27 protein-coding genes are annotated in these 21,070 nt (G+C 54.7%); 21 read left to right on the top strand and 6 right to left on the bottom strand.

The window, feature by feature from the left end; translation table 11 throughout:
• Window positions 1–39: 39 nt before the first annotated feature.
• From ACR0AG_RS19530 to ACR0AG_RS19445, 18 genes are all read left to right on the top strand, one after another.
• Window positions 40–453, top strand: a complete 414-nt coding sequence (locus ACR0AG_RS19530; protein WP_170417964.1) for a thermonuclease family protein — start codon at window positions 40–42, stop codon at window positions 451–453.
• A gap of 464 nt (window positions 454–917) precedes the next feature.
• On the top strand, window positions 918–1,550 hold the full coding sequence (locus ACR0AG_RS19525) for a hypothetical protein (RefSeq protein WP_170686497.1): 633 nt from the start codon (window positions 918–920) through the stop codon (window positions 1,548–1,550).
• Complete coding sequence (locus ACR0AG_RS19520) at window positions 1,547–1,972, top strand: TSCPD domain-containing protein (protein ID WP_152460687.1); 426 nt, start codon at window positions 1,547–1,549, stop codon at window positions 1,970–1,972. Before ACR0AG_RS19525 ends, ACR0AG_RS19520 begins: the two co-directional genes overlap by 4 nt.
• A complete protein-coding gene (locus tag ACR0AG_RS19515; RefSeq protein ID WP_152460686.1) occupies window positions 1,969–2,613 on the top strand; it encodes a lytic transglycosylase domain-containing protein in 645 nt (214 codons plus the stop codon). Before ACR0AG_RS19520 ends, ACR0AG_RS19515 begins: the two co-directional genes overlap by 4 nt.
• Entirely contained in the window at window positions 2,610–2,891 is a 282-nt protein-coding gene (locus tag ACR0AG_RS19510; protein ID WP_152460685.1) for an HAD family hydrolase, read from the top strand. Before ACR0AG_RS19515 ends, ACR0AG_RS19510 begins: the two co-directional genes overlap by 4 nt.
• Before the next feature lie 3 nt (window positions 2,892–2,894).
• Window positions 2,895–3,173: a VirB3 family type IV secretion system protein gene (locus ACR0AG_RS19505; protein ID WP_152460684.1), complete on the top strand. Its 279-nt coding sequence runs from the start codon at window positions 2,895–2,897 to the stop codon at window positions 3,171–3,173.
• On the top strand, window positions 3,166–5,532 hold the full coding sequence (locus tag ACR0AG_RS19500) for a VirB4 family type IV secretion/conjugal transfer ATPase (protein ID WP_170797136.1): 2,367 nt from the start codon (window positions 3,166–3,168) through the stop codon (window positions 5,530–5,532). Before ACR0AG_RS19505 ends, ACR0AG_RS19500 begins: the two co-directional genes overlap by 8 nt.
• The gene (locus ACR0AG_RS19495) at window positions 5,529–5,666 is read left to right on the top strand and encodes a hypothetical protein (RefSeq protein ID WP_170425207.1); all 138 of its coding nucleotides are present in this window, start codon (window positions 5,529–5,531) and stop codon (window positions 5,664–5,666) included. Before ACR0AG_RS19500 ends, ACR0AG_RS19495 begins: the two co-directional genes overlap by 4 nt.
• Window positions 5,666–6,412 carry a type IV secretion system protein gene (locus ACR0AG_RS19490; RefSeq protein ID WP_152460682.1) on the top strand — a complete coding sequence of 249 codons (747 nt, stop codon included), beginning with the start codon at window positions 5,666–5,668 and terminating at the stop codon, window positions 6,410–6,412. The genes ACR0AG_RS19495 and ACR0AG_RS19490 overlap by 1 nt, the downstream gene beginning before the upstream one ends.
• Entirely contained in the window at window positions 6,409–6,909 is a 501-nt protein-coding gene (locus tag ACR0AG_RS19485) for a hypothetical protein (RefSeq protein WP_152460681.1), read from the top strand. The genes ACR0AG_RS19490 and ACR0AG_RS19485 overlap by 4 nt, the downstream gene beginning before the upstream one ends.
• The gene (locus ACR0AG_RS19480) at window positions 6,906–7,961 is read left to right on the top strand and encodes a TrbL/VirB6 family protein (RefSeq protein ID WP_152460680.1); all 1,056 of its coding nucleotides are present in this window, start codon (window positions 6,906–6,908) and stop codon (window positions 7,959–7,961) included. Before ACR0AG_RS19485 ends, ACR0AG_RS19480 begins: the two co-directional genes overlap by 4 nt.
• A gap of 26 nt (window positions 7,962–7,987) precedes the next feature.
• A complete protein-coding gene (locus ACR0AG_RS19475) occupies window positions 7,988–8,623 on the top strand; it encodes a VirB8 family type IV secretion system protein (RefSeq protein ID WP_170624898.1) in 636 nt (211 codons plus the stop codon).
• On the top strand, window positions 8,623–9,438 hold the full coding sequence (locus ACR0AG_RS19470; RefSeq protein ID WP_152460678.1) for a TrbG/VirB9 family P-type conjugative transfer protein: 816 nt from the start codon (window positions 8,623–8,625) through the stop codon (window positions 9,436–9,438). Before ACR0AG_RS19475 ends, ACR0AG_RS19470 begins: the two co-directional genes overlap by 1 nt.
• Window positions 9,438–10,118 carry a hypothetical protein gene (locus ACR0AG_RS19465; RefSeq protein ID WP_152460677.1) on the top strand — a complete coding sequence of 227 codons (681 nt, stop codon included), beginning with the start codon at window positions 9,438–9,440 and terminating at the stop codon, window positions 10,116–10,118. The genes ACR0AG_RS19470 and ACR0AG_RS19465 overlap by 1 nt, the downstream gene beginning before the upstream one ends.
• An 11-nt stretch (window positions 10,119–10,129) precedes the next feature.
• Window positions 10,130–10,963, top strand: coding sequence for a TraB/TrbI/VirB10 family type IV secretion system protein (locus ACR0AG_RS19460; RefSeq protein WP_170575215.1), 834 nt, complete (start codon window positions 10,130–10,132; stop codon window positions 10,961–10,963).
• A gap of 205 nt (window positions 10,964–11,168) precedes the next feature.
• On the top strand, window positions 11,169–12,182 hold the full coding sequence (locus ACR0AG_RS19455) for an ATPase, T2SS/T4P/T4SS family (RefSeq protein WP_152460675.1): 1,014 nt from the start codon (window positions 11,169–11,171) through the stop codon (window positions 12,180–12,182).
• Window positions 12,183–12,194: 12 nt separating this feature from the next.
• Window positions 12,195–12,353, top strand: a complete 159-nt coding sequence (locus tag ACR0AG_RS19450) for a DUF4177 domain-containing protein (RefSeq protein ID WP_152460674.1) — start codon at window positions 12,195–12,197, stop codon at window positions 12,351–12,353.
• Window positions 12,346–14,238: a type IV secretory system conjugative DNA transfer family protein gene (locus tag ACR0AG_RS19445; RefSeq protein WP_170474331.1), complete on the top strand. Its 1,893-nt coding sequence runs from the start codon at window positions 12,346–12,348 to the stop codon at window positions 14,236–14,238. The genes ACR0AG_RS19450 and ACR0AG_RS19445 overlap by 8 nt, the downstream gene beginning before the upstream one ends.
• A 233-nt stretch (window positions 14,239–14,471) precedes the next feature.
• On the opposite strand, the gene ACR0AG_RS19440 is transcribed toward ACR0AG_RS19445, so the two are convergent.
• Together ACR0AG_RS19440 and ACR0AG_RS19435 are read right to left on the bottom strand one after the other, a co-directional pair.
• The gene (locus ACR0AG_RS19440; protein WP_480841954.1) at window positions 14,472–14,690 is read right to left on the bottom strand and encodes a GDCCVxC domain-containing (seleno)protein; all 219 of its coding nucleotides are present in this window, start codon (window positions 14,688–14,690) and stop codon (window positions 14,472–14,474) included.
• A gap of 4 nt (window positions 14,691–14,694) precedes the next feature.
• Window positions 14,695–15,018, bottom strand: a complete 324-nt coding sequence (locus ACR0AG_RS19435) for a hypothetical protein (RefSeq protein WP_170499188.1) — start codon at window positions 15,016–15,018, stop codon at window positions 14,695–14,697.
• Between the two features lie 98 nt (window positions 15,019–15,116).
• On the opposite strand from ACR0AG_RS19435, the gene ACR0AG_RS19430 reads away from it, so the two are divergent.
• From ACR0AG_RS19430 to ACR0AG_RS19420, 3 genes are all read left to right on the top strand, one after another.
• On the top strand, window positions 15,117–15,506 hold the full coding sequence (locus ACR0AG_RS19430; RefSeq protein ID WP_170499190.1) for a MerR family transcriptional regulator: 390 nt from the start codon (window positions 15,117–15,119) through the stop codon (window positions 15,504–15,506).
• A gap of 504 nt (window positions 15,507–16,010) precedes the next feature.
• Complete coding sequence (locus ACR0AG_RS19425; protein ID WP_170430361.1) at window positions 16,011–16,217, top strand: cold-shock protein; 207 nt, start codon at window positions 16,011–16,013, stop codon at window positions 16,215–16,217.
• Between the two features lie 18 nt (window positions 16,218–16,235).
• Complete coding sequence (locus ACR0AG_RS19420) at window positions 16,236–17,303, top strand: fatty acid desaturase (protein ID WP_480841951.1); 1,068 nt, start codon at window positions 16,236–16,238, stop codon at window positions 17,301–17,303.
• Here the strand turns inward: ACR0AG_RS19420 and ACR0AG_RS19415 are convergent.
• The 4 genes from ACR0AG_RS19415 to ACR0AG_RS19400 all read right to left on the bottom strand — a co-directional run bounded on the left by ACR0AG_RS19415 (window position 17,295) and on the right by ACR0AG_RS19400 (window position 20,657).
• Window positions 17,295–17,543: a ParB N-terminal domain-containing protein gene (locus tag ACR0AG_RS19415; RefSeq protein WP_170452343.1), complete on the bottom strand. Its 249-nt coding sequence runs from the start codon at window positions 17,541–17,543 to the stop codon at window positions 17,295–17,297. The genes ACR0AG_RS19420 and ACR0AG_RS19415 overlap by 9 nt on opposite strands.
• Before the next feature lie 74 nt (window positions 17,544–17,617).
• Window positions 17,618–18,307, bottom strand: a complete 690-nt coding sequence (locus ACR0AG_RS19410) for a hypothetical protein (RefSeq protein ID WP_480841949.1) — start codon at window positions 18,305–18,307, stop codon at window positions 17,618–17,620.
• Entirely contained in the window at window positions 18,307–18,561 is a 255-nt protein-coding gene (locus tag ACR0AG_RS19405) for a hypothetical protein (RefSeq protein ID WP_480841947.1), read from the bottom strand. Before ACR0AG_RS19405 ends, ACR0AG_RS19410 begins: the two co-directional genes overlap by 1 nt.
• Before the next feature lie 1,463 nt (window positions 18,562–20,024).
• Window positions 20,025–20,657, bottom strand: coding sequence for a tyrosine-type recombinase/integrase (locus ACR0AG_RS19400; RefSeq protein WP_170743320.1), 633 nt, complete (start codon window positions 20,655–20,657; stop codon window positions 20,025–20,027).
• Between the last annotated feature and the right edge of the window lie 413 nt (window positions 20,658–21,070).

The following is a 21,070-nucleotide window of genomic DNA, read 5'->3' as shown; positions in this document are numbered from 1 at the left end:
TTCGAGAACCCGGCTCATCAAAATGCTGGGGCAGGGCGCATGAAACGGCTCTTGTTTCTCAGCGCTGCACTCGCGTCCTTGTTCATTGCTGCAGTTTGGATTGAACCAGCTAGGAAAACAAAGACTCTCGGCGCATCCGAGGTGATTGCCGTTGACGGTGACACGATCGACCATGGTGACGACCGATACCGGCTTATTGGGTTTGATACGCCTGAGACATTCCGGGCTCAGTGCGATGCTGAGAGAGCTTTGGGTCTACGAGCCAAGGACCGGCTGACGGAGCTCATCAACTTCGCGGGCGTAATTGAACTTGAGATTGAGCTGCACTTTGACGTCCACGATCGCTTCTTGGCGCTTGGGCGCGTGTCTGGACAGAACGTCGGGGCCATCCTGATTTCTGAAGGTCTGGCGCGCCCGTACTCGGGTGGCAAGCGCCAGTCCTGGTGCGGCTGAAAGAAAGGATAAAACAACGATTTATGACAGCAGAGAGAAACGACTAAGCAATAAGCAGTCCTGCCGATTGCGCCAACAATCGACAGGACAAGAAACGCCCTTAATCCATCCGGGCATTTCTCCAACATCAAGAGAGAACTGTACTATGGTAAAAACAGTAGTCCGAGATGCCGGTCCTAGATTGGGCAGCACCGCGACAGAGTCAATGGGTGCAAACCTAGACAACGCGTCTGCACCTCCGATCCCTTAGCGCTGTCTGACGATTGAGGCGCGCGGGACATCCGAACGTTCCAGCCAAAACATCTGACTAAGAGATCCGAACCAGACATTGGTCTTTTGCGGCGCCACTGAAGGTTCAGTGCTGTGTCCCAGCACCCTTTTCCCACGGCCCAGATGACCTGATGTCGAACCCCATAATAGTAATTATGTAAAAACTACTGACCTATTTTTTGAAAGGCGGAAAGGTGATCACAGTGGCCTTCGACACTATCGAAAGCAAGATTGATCGGCGCTGGGTGCCTGCCGCCCAGAGCTTCGAGCAAGCCCGTAAGGACATTCTCACCGTAATCCGCCACCTTGCCGGAGAACGGTCAACCATCAAGCGCGGAATGCGCGAATACTGGCTGGAAAGCGATGCCCGCGCCACGGCTTTCGGAATCGCGCTCGAAATGTTCCATGTCCTCAATGATCTTGAGTATGTCCGTGCAAATCGGCTCTACAAAGCCTTGAAGTTGCACGCAGACGTTAACAAGGCGTTGGGTCCGAAAGAGCTGTTCCGCTTTGCTTCACCGGAAAAGGCCGCTGCGCTCATCCAAAGCAGCAGCCGAGCAAACTATGCCAACTCATACGCAACCCTGAAATTCGGTTGCGACCTGTCAGGCACAATCGACGCCGACACCGCGCGCGACGTTCTGAACCGGCATGAAGCCCTTTGGTTCGTTTACCCAAACGCCACCTATCACGTTCACCTGATCCGTGAGGGTGTCTGGCTGGACATCGTTATGCCGCTTGAAGTGGTCGTTGAGCTGCGCCTTGAAGTGGATTTCGCAATGCAAATCCGACAAGCGGAACTTGATGCGCAGGGAGCTTTGTCATGAACAAGCCTGCGCGCAAAGTTCTTCCTGATCGTCGGCTGGCTGAAACACGCCGCGTTGAAACTCCGCAAGGGCACACTGCCTTTGTCACCATCGGGTATGATCCGGCGTCGCCAATCAAACCCCGTGAAGTGTTCTATAGCGGCGGTTTTCGCTCTGGCAGCGACCTCGAATACCATCTGCATGATCTGTGCGTTCTGATTTCGCTGTTGCTGCAGCACGGCGTAGCAGCTTCGTTTCTGTCGCGCTCTATCGCTCGCAAGACTTCGGCCCTTGGTGGCGAAGAATACGCAAGTCTCGCAGGCTGGTTGGTGGATGCTGTCAGCATTCCGCCGTCCTGGACTGATGAGTACGTGGCCGCGACCGGCGACGAACAGAACCCCTCCAATTCCTCGCCAACTCAAGCAAAGGAGAAATCCGAATGATCGCAGCAATGCGGCCCCTTCTGCTCGTCTCCACGGCATTTGTGGCGACCGGCGCAAGCGCCCAGGTCATCGAATACGAGCCGGATGGCAGCGTGTTTCTGAACGGTGCGCGGGCAGAAATCGTCAATGGCGTCGTTCGGCCAATCCGGATGCGTGAGTACACGCTTGACGAAAAACCGGAAGCGCCGAAGGCCAAGCCACAGGAAAAGATCGAGATTGCGGGCAAGGCACCGCGGCCTCGCAGATCCTCGGGCGGCTGGTCGCAGGAGCGGATCGTCAAAGAAATCCACGCAGCGGCGGAACGCCATGACATTCCGGCCGAGTTGTTCATGGCGCTGGTCTGGCAGGAAAGCCGGTATCGGGCTGACGCTCTGTCACCCAAGGGTGCCTATGGCTTCGCACAGCTCATGCCCGGAACGGCGAAAGACCTGGGCGTGAACCCAAAGAACCCTGCAGAAAATCTCGACGGTGGTGCCCGCTATTTGGCGGCGCAGTACCGCGAGTTCGGAACCTGGAAGCTGGCGCTTGCCGCCTACAACGCCGGGCCTCACCGCGTCGTCGAATACGGCGGCGTCCCCCCCTTCACCGAAACCCGCAATTACGTGCGGATCATCCTAAGCAAAGTGAGCACTTCCTCATGAAAAGAACCCACTTCTACCAGCAGATGGCGTTTTTCGCGATCACTGCGTTCATCATCACAGCAGCGCCCGCCTCCGCTGGCTGGCTGCAAGATGCCATTGGCGATTTCATCAACGAAACGCTGGCCGACTCGAAGGTCGTTGGCGTCAGCCTTGCCGCTGTCGGCTTCATCTGGGGCTGTCTCGCCTACGTGTTCGGCTGGGGTTCGCTGAAAGGCCCGGTAATCGCTATCGTCGTCGGCGCTGTTATCGGCCTCGCTGATACATTCATCGGAGGCTGATTGATGCCGCGCCGCAATACGGTCTTTCGCGGCCTGAGCCGCCCCGCAGAATGGGGCGGCTTACCCGTGATCTATCTGCTGGTGATCCTCGGGATGACCATGCTTTCGTTCTTCATGTTCGGGATAGCGCCAGCAATCATTGCGGGTTTTGTTTTCTACACCGGGCTTCGCCTCTTTTACGAATGGGAACCGGCTTTCTTCCGCGTCCTGTCCGTAACCCTTTCCAAAACTCCGCGCACCAAAAACCGCCAGCATCATGGGGGAGATTACTATAGTGCCTAAGCCTGCTGCACAGGATTTGTGGACCCTTGCCCGCTCGTTGATCGAGCCGAGCTGGCGCAAGGATGAAATGAGCCTCTTTCAGATGTTGCCGTATGGCTATGTCGTGGACGATGAGGTCATTTCTACACGCAACGGTGGCCTCATCGCCGCTGCAGAAATCACCGGAATCAACGCAAACACGCTGGACGAAAACGAGTTCGAGTTCCTGGCCGAACGGTTTGAGCGTGTATTGCGCACGACACCCAATGAGGTGGCCTTTTATGTTCATCGACTGACCGTCCCAGCTGAGACTGGTCATGTCATCACAGATCCAACCGGCTTTGCCGGTGCAGTGGCGCAGGCCATGCGCTCAGCGTCCGTCGATGCAGAGCTGAAAGAACGCAAGATCATCATCAGCGCCATTCTGCAAAAGCGGCAGGATGAGCGGGCAAAACAGATGTTCGGCATGTCGTCTGGAACGATAGACGAGGAACGCCGCGAAATGATGGAACAGCTCGACGGTGTGTTCACAACACTGGCGGGCACGCTGGGCGAGGCCCGTATGCGCCGGCTGAAGCTCAGCGAGGGGCGTTGGCTCGGCTATTATGGAATGCTGTTGAACGGTCGGTATCAGCCGATCATTCACACGAACATTGCAGAACCCATCGCCTTCAACATGCCGCAAGAGGATGTGCTGTTTCAGGGCAAGCGCGGCAAACTGGTCACGGGCGACGATCAGGAACGCTCCATCCGTGTCTATTCCCTGAAGAATTACCCGATGGCTTCGTTCCCCGGCATTTTCGACGGGCTAGACCTGCCGGTTGATGTCGTGATTTCGCAATCCTTCCTGCCGATCAGCCGCGCCCAGGCGCAGGAAATGGAACGCCGCAAGTCGGGACAAATGCGCTCGGCAGGCGACAAGGCAAAGTCGCTTGAAGAGGATTTGTCCATTCTGGCGGACGGCATTGCCTCCGGCACCATGTCACTCGGCAAGCACCACCTGTCGATCTGCGTGTTTGGGAACGAGGAAGATCTGAAAACCGCCGAAAAACACATCATCGGTGAAATCCAGATTTCGGGTGGCACGGTGAAGCGCGAAGCGATGTCGGCCCGTGCCGTGTACTTCGCACAGCACCCCGGCAATTTCGCGTTCCGCGCCCGTGAAGAACTGATCACGGACCAGAACTTTGCGGATATGGTTGCGTTCCACATGCGCCCCAAAGGGTTGGATGCGGAAAAGCTACCTTGGCCGGGGCCATTGGCGACTTTCCCGACGACACACGGGGACAGCTACGATGTTTCGCTGCACCTTCCCAAGACCAGTAACGACCCTGAAAACCTGCCCTCCGGGCATACGATCGTTCTTGGACCGAACGGCTCGGGTAAAACTGTGATCGCGATGCTGCTGGCAACAATGGCGGTTGCACAGGGCGCGCGGATCATCGCTTTTGACAAAGACCGGGCAATGGAGGCTCCAATGCGGGCGCTCGGTGCGCAGTACATCCGCGTCCGAGTTGGTGAGCCAACCGGCATGAACCCTTTTCAGACCGAGACGGATGAGGCTGGGCAAAGCTGGCTCGCCAATTGGGTCATTGCCCTGTTGAGCTATGACGAACCACTGACCACCGATCAGAAGGATGAAATCACAAGGGCTTGCCAAGCCAATGCCACTTTGCCGCCTGCGCTTCAGAACTTCGATTCACTGGTGGAACGGTTCAGAGCCTTTGACGATGACAAGAACCTGTACAAGCGTGCAAGTGAATGGGCGGGCGAAGGCCGCTTGTCCTGGATGTTTGGCGAGGGTGGCTCAGATCCGTTTGCTGCTGGCGACCGTCATCTTGTGTTCGATATTTCTGAGGTTCTGGATGACGAATTGGTGCGGCTGGCATGGATCAGCTACGTCATGCGCCAGATTGAACGCCGCTGCGCCACCAAGATACCCACTGTCTTTGTGATTGATGAAGCATGGGTAATTGCTGGCAACCCTTATGGCGCTGGCATCCTCATAAATGCCTACACCACGTATCGGAAGCTGAACGTCATGATGATGATGATGACGCAGATCCCCGATCACCTCCTGTCGTCAGCGGCAAGTAAGTCGATCCTGGAAAACACCAGCACGCAACTCTTGTTCCCCTCTCGATCCGGCAATGAAGCAGACTACCGGGCAATCGGCTTGAACGATTCAGAGCTGGGCGCGCTGAGGGCGCATTTTGGCGACCGCGTAATGCTCATGAAGAAAGGTGATGAGAGTGTTTGGCTCGATGTCGATGTCGGCGCGCTCGGCCCGCTTCTTCGTGTTCTGAGCGGATCAGACGGAAAATCGTTCCCTGATCCTGACTGGCGAAAAAACCCCAACTTCTGGAAGGAAATCACATGAAAGCCCGCCTTGTCATCACCCTTGTAGTTCTGGCCGCTGTCTCGGCCTGCACCAGCACCTATTCGGGCTATCGCAGCAAATGCGCCTGTGACTTTGAGCGCATGACCTCCCCTGAAAACTTGGAGTTTGTCTGATGGATATTTCAAAGAAATTCCGCACAACCATTGCTGTTTCGGTTCTGGCCGCCCTGCCAGTTATGACGGCAGCCCAAGGTGTTCCGACCATCGACGCCACGGCCATTGCACAGGACGCAGCCAATTCGGCCCGCGAAGTCGCGGAAATGGTCCGCCAATACGAACAGCTGATGCAACAATATGAGAAGCTCGAGCAGCAGAGGGCACTGCTCGAAAACTCCCTCAAAACCATCAGTGGTCTGACGGATCTGGACCAGTTCAACAGCCGCAGCTTTCTGAAACTGGCAACGGCAGCTGACACGCTTGGATACGCCTTGAACGCGACCGAAGATACGATTGGCGATCTTCCAGGCGTCGCCGGACTCGCGATGGAACGCCGATCAATCAGCCTGGGGCTGAACAATGGAATCCTTAAAGAATTCAGTACGTCAGACGTGCCAGCCCGGCGCATTCTCTCGGAGCGAGGTGGCGCTGGCTTGATGGCATCGGCCTTGGGTGAGAATGGCTATGACATGGCCGGTCAGCTCTCCGAAGATGCAGAAAAGCTGCGCGGTGAAATCGGTCAGCAAGAAGATCTGAAGGATGCAATCGACTACAACACGGCGGTTCTCCTTAAACTCCTTCAGGTTGAAATTGAAATCTTACGCGCAACCTCGGCTAATGCTCTGGCGTCGGGCACGGATCTGGCTGCAACCGCTGCCGATCTTTCGACACTCAGCAACTATGTACGAGGAACCTCACAATGAAACTCCGCTCAACTCTCATCCTGACCATTGCAGCCGCCGCCGTTATGTCGGGGGCTGCATCGGCACAGGTGAAGCTGCGCCCATCACCCAAGGTCGATATGCCGTTCGGTGAATATCGTAAGTGCCTTGGGTACTCGGGTGCGCGTGAGTACGGTCGTCAATTCGTCAAAAACGATCAAGCGCGCATGGCCGAAGCGGGCCAATCCGCAGACAAGCAGCCTCTTGTGACCAACTGGTCGGTGGTGATCCTGAATGAACAGGTCATCGCTGCGCACGAGGCCACCATCGAGCAATGCATTCTGCGCAAATCTGGCGAGACCTTCAGCACCGAATGTCCGCTGGGCGGTTTAAGCCGTGAGGACGCCGCCCAAAAGGTCGGAGCTGACCAAGACGAGTTTTGGACCCAACCGTCCGACAATCTTGCCGCGCTGAAAAAAGAGCAACGGACCCGTCTGGAAGCTCTGCGCCCTGCAATTGAGGAGGCTTGTGGGCCGTGATCCAAGATTTCGTCAGCTCGATTGAGGCTGCGCTAAATAACTTCTCGCAGCAAGCATACAACAGCCTGGCGGCGGATCTAGCATCCGCCCTCTGGGCAATAGCCGCGCTGATCTTCGTGGCAATGCTGATCAACGGTGTGCTTCAAATCCGAGAAATCGGGTTTGGTGGCTATGTCGGCTGGATCATTCGGGCGACGATCATCATTGGTATGGCTTCTAGCTGGAGCTTCTTTCAACCCATTTATCAGGGCATTTCGAGCCTCCCAGACACGATTGCCGGAGAACTGACCGGCACAACAAATGTCTGGGAAGCACTCGATGACATTGCGCTTCAGTGTTTCTTGATGGGCCAGCAGGCTATTGAAAACGCAACCTGGGGTCTGAGCATCACCGGGGCTATTCTCTGGGTTGTTGGGGCTGTCATCGTTGCTTTTGGCACCGGCATGGCGCTGATCGCAAAAGGCGGTCTAGCGGTCCTGCTGGGTCTAGCGCCTGTTTTCATCGCAACGCTGCTCAGCTCGGCAACAGCCAATATCTTCGCAGCCTGGGCGAAAACGACTGTTGGCCTGATCATGGTCATCGTCGTTCTGACAGGCATCGTTTCTCTTATTCAGGCCCTTTTCAGCTCCGAACTGACCGCTGTTGAGGATGTGAACAATATGGAGGCCAGTGGCCGGTTTTTGGCGATCTGCATTGTTTCAATCGTGATGCTCACGCAGATCCCGTCGCTCGCGGGCGGGATGTCGGGTGCAATCGTTTCGGCATCCTCGGGTCTTGCCGTGGCAACTGGTGCTGCAGCAGCCGCAAGAAGTGCATTGGGCACTGCAAGCGACGGCGCAAGGGGTGCAGTAGCCGGTGGGAAAACTGCCGCTGCTATGGCTTCCGCAGCACGTGACGGGACTGGCGTTCGTGACAGCGCGTCTCGCGCAATGCAAGCGCGTCGGGACATAGCGCACAGAGCCCGAAATCAGGATGGGGCAGCTCGTCAGAGCTACGCCGCTGACCGTTACCGGCAGAGCATTCGACAAGCTCGCGCCAATAAATCTTCATAAATCGAGGTACAGAGCAAATGTCACACGTGACAGATCACGAAAAAGAACTCTTTCTGGGCGCACGCCGCGATGCCTTCAAATGGCAGGTATTCGGCATGGTCGGCATGGCAATGGGCGTGGCCTCTATGATTGGCTGGGCGATGCTCCTTCCCCTGAAGGAAATCCGCGCGGTGCCATTCTCCATTGATCCGGACACGAAACTGCCGGTCCTGCTGACTGAAAAAGTCGAAGAACTGGAACCTTCTGAGGCGATGGCCTTCCGTGAAGTCGCAAATTATGTGCGCGACCGGGAAACCTATGATGTCCAGGACAACAACGAGCGCCTGAAATCGGTGCTGCGTCGTTCTGATGAGCTGGCCGAAACGTCCTACCGCGAACTGTGGGACGGTTCGAACGACAACCATCCTGACGAAATCTATACGCCCAAGACAAAGGTGCAGACCGAAATTCTGGGTGTGTCGCCGGTCAATGACGAGACGGTCCAGGTCGAGATCCGCAAGTCCCTGATCGTGCCAAACCAAGCAACGGCCTCAGCCCGCTACGTGGTCACTGTGACCTACGGGTTTGAGGAAAAAATCGTGACGTCGATGGATGAGCTTCTGGAAAATCCGTTCGGCTTCGTCGTCACCAACTACCGCGTAGACGCCATAGGGAAGGTCTGATGCAGCGTTCTTTCAAAACACTCACCGCCACCGCCGCAGCAGTTTTGGCATTCTCTACGCCTCTGCTCGCTGAAATCACACCGACGCCAGACGGAAAGAATGCGGATCATCGCATCACGCATTTCCATTACGTCGAGAACCAGGTGTACCGCATCACTGTAGGTGAACGCCTGATTACCTATGTTCACTTTCCGCAGGGCGAGACCGTCCGCAGCATTGGCGCGGGCGACACTGAGAGTTTTCAGATCACCCGCCTGCAGGAAGGTCGCGTTATTGCGTTCAAGCCAGAAATCCTGAACTCGGATTCAAACCTGACCGTCCTGACCAATCGCGGGACATACAACTTCTATCTGGTTCCGGCCGAGAGCGCCGCCGAACGCAAACGTGTTCCATTTCGGGTCACGTTCTACAACAAAAACAACAGCGGCGGGACCACAACGCGTCGCGGCACAGTCGCTCGGAGCGAGCCGAAGCCAACTGGCCGGTTTGTGAACCAGAACTATTCGCGCTCGGGCAAAGCGGACTTTGCGCCCACCGCCGTGTGGGATGATGGCGTTCACACCTATATGCAAATCCCGCAGGATGCGGAGTTGCCGGGGATTTTCCGTGTCCTGCCTGATGGCCGCGAGCTGATGGTGAACACCACAGTCAAAGAGCGCGGCATTATCCAGGTGCAGGGCCTTTCCGACCTTTGGACACTGCGCATCGAAGACACTTCGATCTGTGTACGAAACGATGGCGACGCGTTTCAGCAGGCGAGTGCAACGGGCAGGCCCGTTACTTCACAGACAGTTAAACCGGGGGGCAGCAAGTAATGGATCGCAATCAGACAATTGCGGCACGGGCGGCGGCTGAACAGCCGTCGCAACGTGTCCGGAAGAAGTTCGACCCAAAGAAGCTGATAACCGTTGCGATCGCAGGAGCGGTGTTCCTGGGCTTTGTATGGTTTGTCATGGGCCATGAAAACAAAAGCACGAACACGGGTGTCCGCGTTGACGCTTTGCAACAAGGTGGTGGCGAGCGATACGGGCTTTTGACCGCACGGGGACCAGAGGCCGATGAGCCGGAACCAGAGGCTTTGCCCGAGGAAATTGAGGTGGCAACACCGGCAACAGTGCCGCAGGTCGATTCCGAAGGGCTGAAACAAGCCTTGAAAACTATCGAGCAACAGAACGGTCGGATTTCCGATCTGCAAGACGAGCTGACGGACGCCAAAGTTTCGCTGTCCGAAAAAGACGGTGAAATCGCAACGCTGAACCTGACCAATGAACGCCTTCAGGTCAGATATGATGAGCGAGAGAAGAAGTTCCAGACGGAACTTGCCCAGGCCATCGCAGATGCGGAGGCCCGGGCACTTGCCAGCGTAAGCCACCTTCAGGCGCAAGGTCTGACCGATGACGAGCGGCGCAGACTCGAAGAACTGAAGAAGATGCGCCAGCGGCAGAACCAGTCGGACGGCATTGTGTTCGATGAAAACCCATACGGCAGAAACTGATGGAGCTGACGATGAACAGAACAGCACTCACCCTCGCCCTGGTCACGTTGGCCTCAAGCGCGATGGCACAGGACGCACCCGGTCAAAACTACCAGCCGATCAATGGTGGATCGCAGCCGGTCATTTTCCAACCCTTCCCTGCAGCGCCGCAGCCGGTTCAAGTCCAGCCAGACGACACCCGCCTGCCTGAAGATCAACGCGGCTATCAGGAAAACCAAAACACGACATGGCAAAACAATCTGGTCGAAGAATATCCCCCCATCGTCGGGGCCTCGATCATTGACGATCCGTCGCGCACCCTGACGCAAGGCACGGTTTTGTCGGCTGTGTTCGGTGGCGCGGTCAGCTCGGAGTTGCCCGGCAGTGTCGTGGCGACGATTACACGTGGCGTCTACTCGATGGACGGCACGCGTTTGCTTCTGCCGCGCGGATCGAAGCTCTTTGGCGAGTATCGAGCGGACACGACATTGGCGCAAACGCGCATCATGATCGTTTGGAGCCGTGTCATCACGCCTGACGGCCTGTCAACTCAGGTCGGATCGGCTGGTACGGACGGTCAAGGCCGGACTGGTGCGACCGGCAGGGTGAACACACACTTTGGGAAACGGTTCGGAACTGCAGCGCTGTTGTCCATCATCGGCATTGCGCCGGTGGCACTGGTCTCTGACAACGATAGCAACAACTCGGTTCGCACTGATCTGGCAACGCAAGTGGGGTCTAACCTGCAGAACGCTACGGCAGCGGCGCTTGATGAATACCTGCGCATTACTCCGACAGTCTTTGTCGATCAGGGCAGTCGCATCAACGCCATCCTGCAGCGCGACGTTGTGTTCGATAGCTTCTGAGCGCGAGCCAATGAGCCGACCGCCTCAGCAGTCTTTCCGGCCGCTGCCAGCATGATCGAGTGCGGTAGCGGCCTTTTTTGAAGCAAATTCAGCACTTTTTGGAAGCAATGAATCTTATGTGGATGCCTTCGTGTTCGAGGCAAAGCCGAGATGCAGCGAAGGCAACCTCCAGTGTTCAAAAAAGTGCTCTACCAAGGACAAGAACATGAGCGGGCGGAACGGCAATAGCCTTCTGGAATACTATACAGGCAAGATCGAGCATCTGTTGCACGATGAAAGCCTGAGCGAAATTTCTGTGAATCCTGACGGATCGGTCTGGGTCGAAGAAATGGGCACAACACACATGACCAGGACAGACATTACTCTGAACAGAGATGATGTGGAAAACATCGGGCGCTGCGTGGCCGGATTCAGCGATGTGACATTCGGAGAAAAGAAGCCGATTGCGACGGCCAACGTGCCGACACAGCAGGGTAAAGCGCGGGTGCAGGTTGTGATTCCGCCAGCAACAACCGGCGTGGGGTCCGTGGCGATCCGCCTGCTCCGCGTGAAAACCGTCGATCTGGGCGCGTTCAGCTTCGCCAGCAAAGAGGCGGCGTTGGCAGAAAACAATGATCACAGCGCGCTTGAAAAGGCTCGGGCTGCTCTCGCTGCCGGAACAATGAACTTTGACGAGCTGGCCGACCTTGCGATGCTAAGCAAATGGAACGTGATCATTGCCGGGGGCACCTCGTCTGGCAAAACCACTGTTCTCAATGCAATGCTGAAGCGCGTCGATCCTGGCGAACGGATCGTGACGATTGAAGAAGTGGCCGAGCTGGACATCGAGCAACCCAATTCTGTCGATCTACTTGCTGACCGTTCCGAAGAAGATGGCCCTCGATCACCAACAAAGCTGCTGGAATCGGCGCTGAGGTTACGGCCTGACCGCCTCGTCTGCGGTGAAATTCGGGGCGACGACGCAAATATGTTCCTGGAACTGGTGAACACCGGCCACGATGGTTCTGTTTGTACCATGCACGCCAACTCACCAGTAGATGCCATTGGACGTATGAGCAAGATGGTGCGTCGCGGATCTCCGACCGTTCAAAAGTCAGAAGTGGTCGATGACATCCGGGCCACCATTCACATGATCGTTCACATGAAGAAAATCGGTGACGAACGGAAGGTCAACGGAGTGATCTTCCCACCCCTGATGACCGCTGATCAACTTATCTGAAGGAGAAATAGAATGAAAAAATTTGAGTATCGTAATGTCTTGATGCGGGTAGAGGAAAATGCAGGCGAGAAGTTTGCGAAGCTCGGGCAAGACGGTTGGGAAATGGTCGGCGTCGTACCTGCCGAGTTTGGCATCGTGTGCTTCTTCAAACGCGAGCTGACCGATGGCTGAGTTTCAGGATCTACCCAAAGGCAAGAAGGTCGCGATAGCCGGTACTATGGGCTTTATCGCTACCTCGGCTTGCGCGGTGTTGGTGGTCGGGCTGGCTCTCGAATACATCAACACCAGAGGCTTTCGCGGGCTGGACATCTGGGCGATCCCAGAGAAGTTCATGGCACAGCCTGCAGAGACGCAGCAGATCATGGGTCTGGTGGCGGTGGTCGCAGTGGGTGTTTTGACCTTTGCATTTGTGGCGGCTGCGCTGCGTGGTCCCTCAACGAAATACGGTGATGCGACCTTTGCAAAGGCCCCTCAGCTCGTCCAGGAAGGCTATGCGTCGGTTCTGAAGCTCAAAGACAAATTGGATAGTGAAATCGTGTTTGCCAAATTTGGTGAGCCAAAGGACAAAAACGCGATCTACTATAAGCCCGGCCCCGGTGTCCAAAAGCCGCACGCGATGTTCATTGCCCCGTCTGGTTCGGGCAAAACCAGCGGCTTTGTGATCCCGAATGTCCTGCGTTTCAATGGGTCTTGCGTCGTCCTGGACATCAAGGGCGAGATTTTCCAGACAACCGGCGCGCGTCGGGCAGCAATGGGCGATGAGGTTTTTATGTTCGACCCCGAGAACCCCGACAAAAGCCACAGCTACAACCCTCTGCGCCGCGCAGCACGTGCCGACAATCTGGACCGGCGATGGGAAGAAGTGATTCAGGTTGCAACTCAGATGTTCGACACGCCCAGCTCGTCCGCGCAGGGCTTTATGGGTGGTGTTGAAGGCATGTTCTGCGCAATGGCGATGCTGGCGATCAAAAGAAAGCGGCCATACATTTCCGAAGTCCTGCGCCTGGTCAAAACGACCAAGCAAAAGGACTATGAGAAAATGGCTGAAGAAGTTGGATATGCGCGAGCTGCAGATGAGTTTCTGAATCTTGCAGCCGAAGAATCCAAAATCCTGCGGTCAACGATTTCGGTTATGTTGAACTCCGGCCTGCAGCTCTGGCGCAACCCGTCGGTAGCAAGAGCCACGCAGGGCAATGACATCAACTTTGAAGATCTGCGTCGGCGCCCCAGCTCGATCTACTTTTCCGTGCCAGGGAAAAAGGTCAAAGAGTTCCGGACGCTCATTCGCCTGTTCTTCCTCGATCTGGTGAACACCATCGAAACTGTTGAGCCGGGCGAAGATGAGCCGTTCAAGGTTTTGATGCTGCTCGATGAGTTCCAACGCCTCGGCCATCTTGAGCGCGTTGTTGAAGCCTATGACACCATGCGATCGTTCGGGGGCAGGCTCGTGGTGATTTCGCAAACACTGTCGCGCCTACAGGACATTTATGGGCACGAGGGTGTGCGGGCGATGCTGGCAAACGCTGGAACCCAGATGTTTGCCGCCTCAGAGGATTCCGAAGTACGCGAACATGTGTCCAGGTCCATCGGGGACAAAACGGTCATAAGCAAGTCGAAGTCTCGAGCACTCGGCAAGATGGAAATGGGCAGCATATCAGAGCGTGAAGAAGGCATTCGGCTGCTCCGGCCAGAGCACGTTGGTCGTCTGCCGGAAAACGAGGTTGTGCTGATCCGCGAAGGCAAGATGCCGGTGATTGCAAACAAGATCCGATACTTCGAAGATCCGTATTTCATGCAGTTCTTGGGTGGCGAAAGTCCGAAGATCAAAGGCACACACCTCGATCTGGCTGTAGAGCAAGCCAGGGACACGGCAAAGGCAGTGGCTGATGCGAAACCGGCCCCTGCCCCGGACAGAGAGGTTTCTGAAAAAGACCAGGAACTTCAGGCGGCATTTGATGCGCAGCGCACGGTCGCAAAGCGGAAAAGTCGGTCAGCGAAAGATATGGCGATGGAGAAAATGAAAGCCAAACGGGCTGAAAGTAGCGCCTTCACTTGACGGGGGTAACAGGACGCGGCCGAACCGGACCTTACTTCAATATGCAGAGAACGGCAGGAGAGAGCCCAACCTGTACCCTGGATTTTATTGCTGCATGCGCTTGTAGCAGTAACAACATTGCAACTGCCGAATATCTTGTGCGGCCAAGTAGCGGAAAGAACTGTCATTCATGCAAATAGCAGCGATGCTCGCGGCGGCAGTTCACAGTTTGCTCAACAAAGCCGTCCTTCACTTCATCCGCAACAGCTATCGCCTAGCTGAATTGGTGGACACGGGACCGTGGCATATGAACAGTTAACACAACAGTCGCCTTCCAACGGCTTCAAAACTGTTTTGCACGACTTGCATTCATAGAACCACTGGCAAGCATCCGTTGGCATTTGCTCGGTTTCGCTGTGGCCGCACTTCGGGCAAATCAGGGTGCTTTCTAGGACTACAGTTTGTTTTGTCATAGTCTCACATCTGCATGATCAGGTAATCGTTAATCCGTGCCTCGTTAAACACAACGACCCAAGCCACGCCGGTGATTAGAGTTGTTCCTGCAAGCCGCCATTTTAACGTCGGTAAGGAACCGCGCCGATAAGATACCAGCCACGATATCGCGACAAGCGCCGTTGAAATCGTCAGCACATAGTAACTCGCTGCCGCAACCTTCCCAAAGATTGCCAACCAACTGCCGCCCAGCCCCAGTAACATCATCATCATGGGCAAAACGCAGCAAGTCGCGACGCCAAGCGCTGATAGCGATCCCAAATAGCTGAGGCTAAGGTACTTCTGCATTCTGTTTCCCTGATGGACTACGTCGCGCGGAGTTGTAGAGACAACAACCTCTGGAATAACTTCTGTAGCCACTACAGGATCAAGACAGGAAATCTCACATGTTTGCGATTGGGGAGGCATCCCGGCAAAGCGGTGTCGGAATTGAAACTATCCGCTACTACGAACGCGAAGGGATCGTGCCGAAACCAGAAAGGGCATCGAATAATCGACGCATGTACTCTGCGCACGATGTGGGACGGCTTTGTTTTCTAAGGAAGTGCCGAGACTTGGGTTTTGCGCTTGCCGATGCAAAGGTGCTTCTCAACCTGTCCGAAGGTGATAGCGAGGATTGCCAATCCGTTAAGGAACTGGCCGAGCTTCATATCTCCAATGTGCGTATGAAGATAATCGAACTTAAGCGATTGGAGGCCGCCCTGAATGAACTTACGGCCAACTGTAACATCGGTAACGTTTCTTGCCCGATGCTTACGCAGATACGGACCTACTAATGGCACTTTGAGGCTCGCAGTCGCCCTATGCCAACGCAGCATGACCCAAGATTCGGGCCGCGCAGAATCTACCGTTCGTTAGAGAGGTCAACTCGTTGATTTAGTAATGTTTCAATCAATCAATGAACATTTGTGCCTGGCCGCGGTGTTCTTGAAGCACGCGGCGATTTCGGACAGTGAGCCCTACCTGCCGTGCCTGAGCAATCAATTTGCTGCATACGCATTCGGCAGGTTTTATCAGAAGCCGACCTCTGATTTCCGAAACGCAGAGCAATGCGTTCTGCCTATCTTTGTCCCAAATTGGGCTAGGCAGACTCAGATCTTCTGTTGCTTTCCATTGTATCAAGGCTTGTATCGTGTGTACTCAAATTCCATATACACAAGGCTTACGTTTTTCTTTTTCGACCTGCTGTCTCCCAAACTCGGCGTTCAGTCTTTCGATTCAGACCGACCACGCCGAGTCGCCGCAATGATGCGGGCGGCAAGTATTAGGAGACTTCCACCATGGCAAATGGCACAGTAAAATGGTTCAACTCGACCAAAGGTTTTGGCTTTATCGAGCCTGAAGATGGTAAGCGCGATGTGTTCGTGCATATCTCAGCACTTGAACGTTCCGGCATCAGCGAATTGAAAGACGGCCAGAAGGTCACTTTTGACGTCGAAGCTGGCCGTGACGGACGCGACAGCGCCGCCAATCTGGCACTGGCCTGACCTTTTACGGGCACCCTTATGGGGTGCTCGTTTGCACAACGGGCTGCTAAAAGCCCTTGGAGAACAAGTCAGTTGCAACAGCAGGAATTGACCCGGGCGCTCGCGCAATACCGTGTGCCCGATACGAAGCGTAGCGTTTTTGAACTGACAATCACTGTCATCCCCTTTTTCGCGCTATGGGGCGCAGCGTGGTTTGCGCTATCCCTTAGTATCTGGGTCACTGTTCTACTGGCCATCCTGAACGCCGCATTTCTGGTGCGTATCTTCATCATCATGCATGATTGTGGTCACGGATCTTTCTTTAGAAGCCGCAATGTTTGCAATTGGACTGGCCGGGTTCTGGGTGTTCTCGCCCTGACACCCTATGACGTCTGGCGGCAAAGCCATGCGATTCACCATGCCTCAACCGGTAACCTTGATCGGCGTGGTATGGGTGACATTCCTACATTGACCATTGAGGAATACCTGAAACGGAATTGGTTGGGGCGTGCCGCTTACAGGTTAATCCGGAATCCCTTCTTCCTGTTCTGTATCGTACCGGTCTACACGTTCTTTTTTCAAAATCGCTTGCCCTTTGGTTTCATGCGGTCGGGCTGGCTGTATTGGGCAAGTGCAATGGGAACAAACGCCGCGATTGCGGTGGTCCTGGCTCTGATTTTTTGGACCGGAGGCCTGGATGTACTGGTTTTTGTATTCCTTCCAACCATGATCGTCGCCGCGTCGATTGGTATTTGGCTATTCTATATTCAACACCAGTTTGAACACACGACTTGGGAGCGGGAAGAAGTGTGGAATCTTCAGAACGCCGCATTCTATGGAAGTTCTCACTATGCCCTGCCAGGCATCCTGCGGTGGTTCTCTGCCAATATCGGTGTGCACCATGTTCACCACCTTGCCAGCCGCATACCGTTTTATCGGCTAAACGAGGTTTTGCGTGACCATTCCGAGTTGGAAAATTGCCAGCGTATTACTCTATATGAGAGCCTTCATTGCGCACGATTGCATCTTTGGGATGAAGAAAGTCAGCGCCTGCTGACGTTTTCTCAGGCTTTGTCGAACGCCAATCCCAACAAGAGTTTAGTGTAATCTGGCGCGCACCAAAAAGGCTTCGACAGTATCACCGCCGAGGGCGCGAATGGCCTCTAGTCGGTGAAGGCCTTCAATCAGCACGAACCTCTTGTTGTCCGCGCGTATCTGAATCGGGGTCTTCTGGCCGTTCTTCAGTATATCTTCGGCCAGCGTCAGGACTTTTTGCTGATCAAGTGTTTTTGCACGCTTCACAGGTACATAGATCAGGTCGAGCGGGTATGGTTTCTTCTCCAGCATAAGCTACGTGAGCAACCTTTCGTGCATTTGTTCCGGTTCGAAGTTCGCTACAAGAGCTGGGGCTGGAACGTACGTCATAGAACCGAACGAACAGCGTCGCGCAATTCCTGATGCATAATCCAAGTTGCTGGCTCGTCGTCACTTTCGATGTGAGAAAATGCCAGGACCTGAGCGGCACCATCATTCTGTACCGATCCGCCTTCGGGAAGTTCGAGTTCCAGATATTCTGCGATCAATAGCCCAATTTTCTTGAAGACCTTGATGGACGCCTCGCGCGATTTGTAACCGGCCGCCTGAGACAAGTGACCAATGGTCAGACCGTCCTTGCCAGCGATAGTAAGTGCTTTGAGCATTGTGACCTGCGCAGGGGTGAGCCTGATCTGTCGCAATGCTTCGGCATATTCTCTTTCACTGGGAACGAGGGTGCCGGAGTTTCCCTCCAAACGGCGTTGACCGCTACGCTTCCTGTCTCGTTCTTCGAGAATTTCTTTTAAGGCTTCAATGGCCAATGCTGGTGTTTCGCCGACTGCATCAGCAATCATTGCCTGCGTTTTGGCTGGTGGCTTGGGGAATGCGCGCGCAACACTGTTACCGCTCAGAATGCCGGCCTTAATCAAGTACTTTCCAAATTCTTCTTCAATCACTCCTGCCACGTCCGCGTTCCGCGCTTTACGAACACTGCGGTCCTGAAATGCTCTTTGTTCCAGACCACGAGCTGACATCTTTGAACCGGGAAGGGTTACTTGAGGGGCATTTTTACGCATCAGAGAAACACCGCCACAATTATGGCCGCAACAAGCACCGCCGACGCCACAGATATTTTAATCCCGTAGGACCGGCGACGCGCCTTTTCAGCCTTGAGGCTTTTACCCAAGTTTTCGTCAATCGAGTTATGGTTCACGGCTTGGTCCTTCCGGATATGTCGGGCGATATTGATTTCCACCAACCTATTGTCGCGGCACATTTTCGGTGCACGTATCGTTCTGTCGTGTGAACGGGCGATTGCATTCCCATCCATCACCTCTTCGATTCAAATGAGCGTTTGAAGGGACAAGGATCGCAACGCACCTGTCCCGGTTTGCGCGAAAACCACGCTCGCATTTCCATCCGGAATAAGTTTCAGGTGCAAGATATGCATGCTGTGGAACAACCACAGGCTCACAGCCGCTCTCAGCTTCCCTGTAACCTCTGAGGCATACCCATCCATCCGAGCTTCTTCTGTCGCTCAGACGACCGTTTTCTGGGACCTCTATTGTAACACAATCCTGGTTCTCCTTACGAAATCCCCAGTTGCAGTGTATTTCCTGCACGCCAAACCGGGTTTCGACGTACCCATTTTGAGGCGAAATCACTTCTTCACATTCTTCTCCAACACGCTGGAACAGCCGATTGCACTCCCATCGATCTCCGGTTGATGCAAGATAGGCATTTTCAGGAACTCTTATTTCCTCACAGAGTTCTCCGACATTCTGAAAGCCGTGATTGCATTCCCAGCCGCTGCCATAGGAACTGCCGGTCAAATGCGCATTTTCAGGTGCGTTTGCTCTTTGACACGATCCGTTTTTGTTTTCGAAACCTTCCTCACAAACCATTCCGTCGGCATTGCCTGTGACTTGGGCAGGAAGCTGCGTCCCTGTGAGCAACAACAAGAGTGTCGGGATCAAACAAAAAACGCGGTTCGAAAACACGATGAATGACAGATTGAAGCGAAGCCTGGGGCCTGATCTATCGGGCATCAAGCACGCAATTTATGAGCCACGTGTTGTTCATACGGCGCCTTCTTTCATGAGTCACTCGACGACTGGGACTTGTCAGGTGACAGTTGTGTATGCTTGCGAGGAACTAGCTCATCACGAAGACCCCAGCGAAACCCGTTCCTTTGCTGGGGTACATGCTACAGTTAGTCTGAAGGCCATTGGATCATCGAAACCGGCAGCATCGCGGCGACGAGTAATTTTCACCAATACACTTTTTGTGGTCCTTAGCCAGCATAGAGTCAAGGAAGTTTCCCTCGTCGCAACGCTAGCACCACTAGGGCAGATAGTTTTTGGAACTGCTGGTGACCAAGATTCCTGGTGAACTACCGAAAGAAATTGTCTGGTATTAGTTTTTCGTTGTATCGATTTGGGGCCAGACTAGCAGCGGGTGGCAGTTTAAGTCCGCGTTTCAATTGTCGGGCCTGAGTGCGGCGAAAGAGGAGTATGTGATCAAGGCTTCCTCGTAACTAGGAATGACTGGCCGGAGGACATTGGCTGCAACGCGGGGATGTTCGCGCCGCTTCTGCACAAGTACTCGCGGCGTGATCAAATGGCCGCTCGGTCCCGCACCCTGTAAATTGCGCCTGAGCCGAGAAAACTGTGCTGCGAGCGTACGCAACAAGATTTTGACACTTCCGCTCAGGGCACGCTACGTCCCACTCCTGCGTAAAAGAACTAGAACCACTATGGATTGGCGACCGACAGCGCCGCTCGCCAAACTGTCTCAGATGTCTATGCGCTCTGCAATGCTTAGCGCGTCTTCCAATTCAACGCCCAGGTATCGCACGGTGCTATCGACCTTTGTGTGCCCAAGCAGAAGTTGGACCGCGCGGAGATTTCCTGTCTTGCGGTAGATCTCAGCTACTTTGGTTCGGCGAAGCGAATGCGTGCCATATCCGCTCGGTTCCAATCCGATTGCGGTCACCCAGTCTCGAACCAGCCTGCCATACTGGCGCGCCGAGATGTGTGGTCGATCATGGAATCGGCTTGGAAACATGAACCGGCTAGCAAACATTTCCGGTGATTTTACCCATACCAATACAGTTTCTCGCGTGTTTTCCGTCAGTTCGAATTGAACAGATCGCTTGGTTTTGCTCTGGATCACCGAAACACGCTCACGGACGCGATCGTCTTTGACAAGATCGGTCACAGCGAGTTTGACCAGATCGCAGCCGCGTAGCTTGCTATCAATCGCGACGTTGAACATTGTGAGATCACGCAGATTTCCAGAAAGTTCGAGCCGGGCACGGATCGCCCAGACCTGTTTTGGGAGTAGCGGTCGTTTCTGACCGATGATCCGCCCCTTGTTCCAAGCTCTGGGTTTTGGGGTGACTGCAGGTAGTTGGACTCTTGGCATATTTTGCACTCCGATCCACCCTCCGCACCCAAGCAACAGCACCGCGCTGACCACCGTATAGTACAAGCGGCGTGAATGCCTGCTGTCCGATTATGAATACTGGCATGGTTTAAGTTTGTGCATTCGGCGGCTTGAGCCCATATCACTACGCATAAGAACGGTTCGAATCCAAACCGCGCGTACGCTTCGTCTTCAGCACCGATTACCGATCGGGTTCCACGTTAAAGGCCCGGGTCAGCACCAATAAGATAAAATGAGATATGATCAGAAAAGCTGGTAAGACCGGCGTCAGGTTATCAGCGACGCCGAGCTAACCCAGGGCTTACTGATACGCCATTTCGCCACGCGCTCAACCCCTTGCAGCGTCGACAAATCCGCTCTCCGAACCCTTCGCTCCAGAATGGCGTTCTGCA

The sequence above is a fragment of the Ruegeria sp. H6 genome (assembly GCF_056532975.1).
This window is presented reverse-complemented; position numbering and strand designations above follow the sequence as displayed.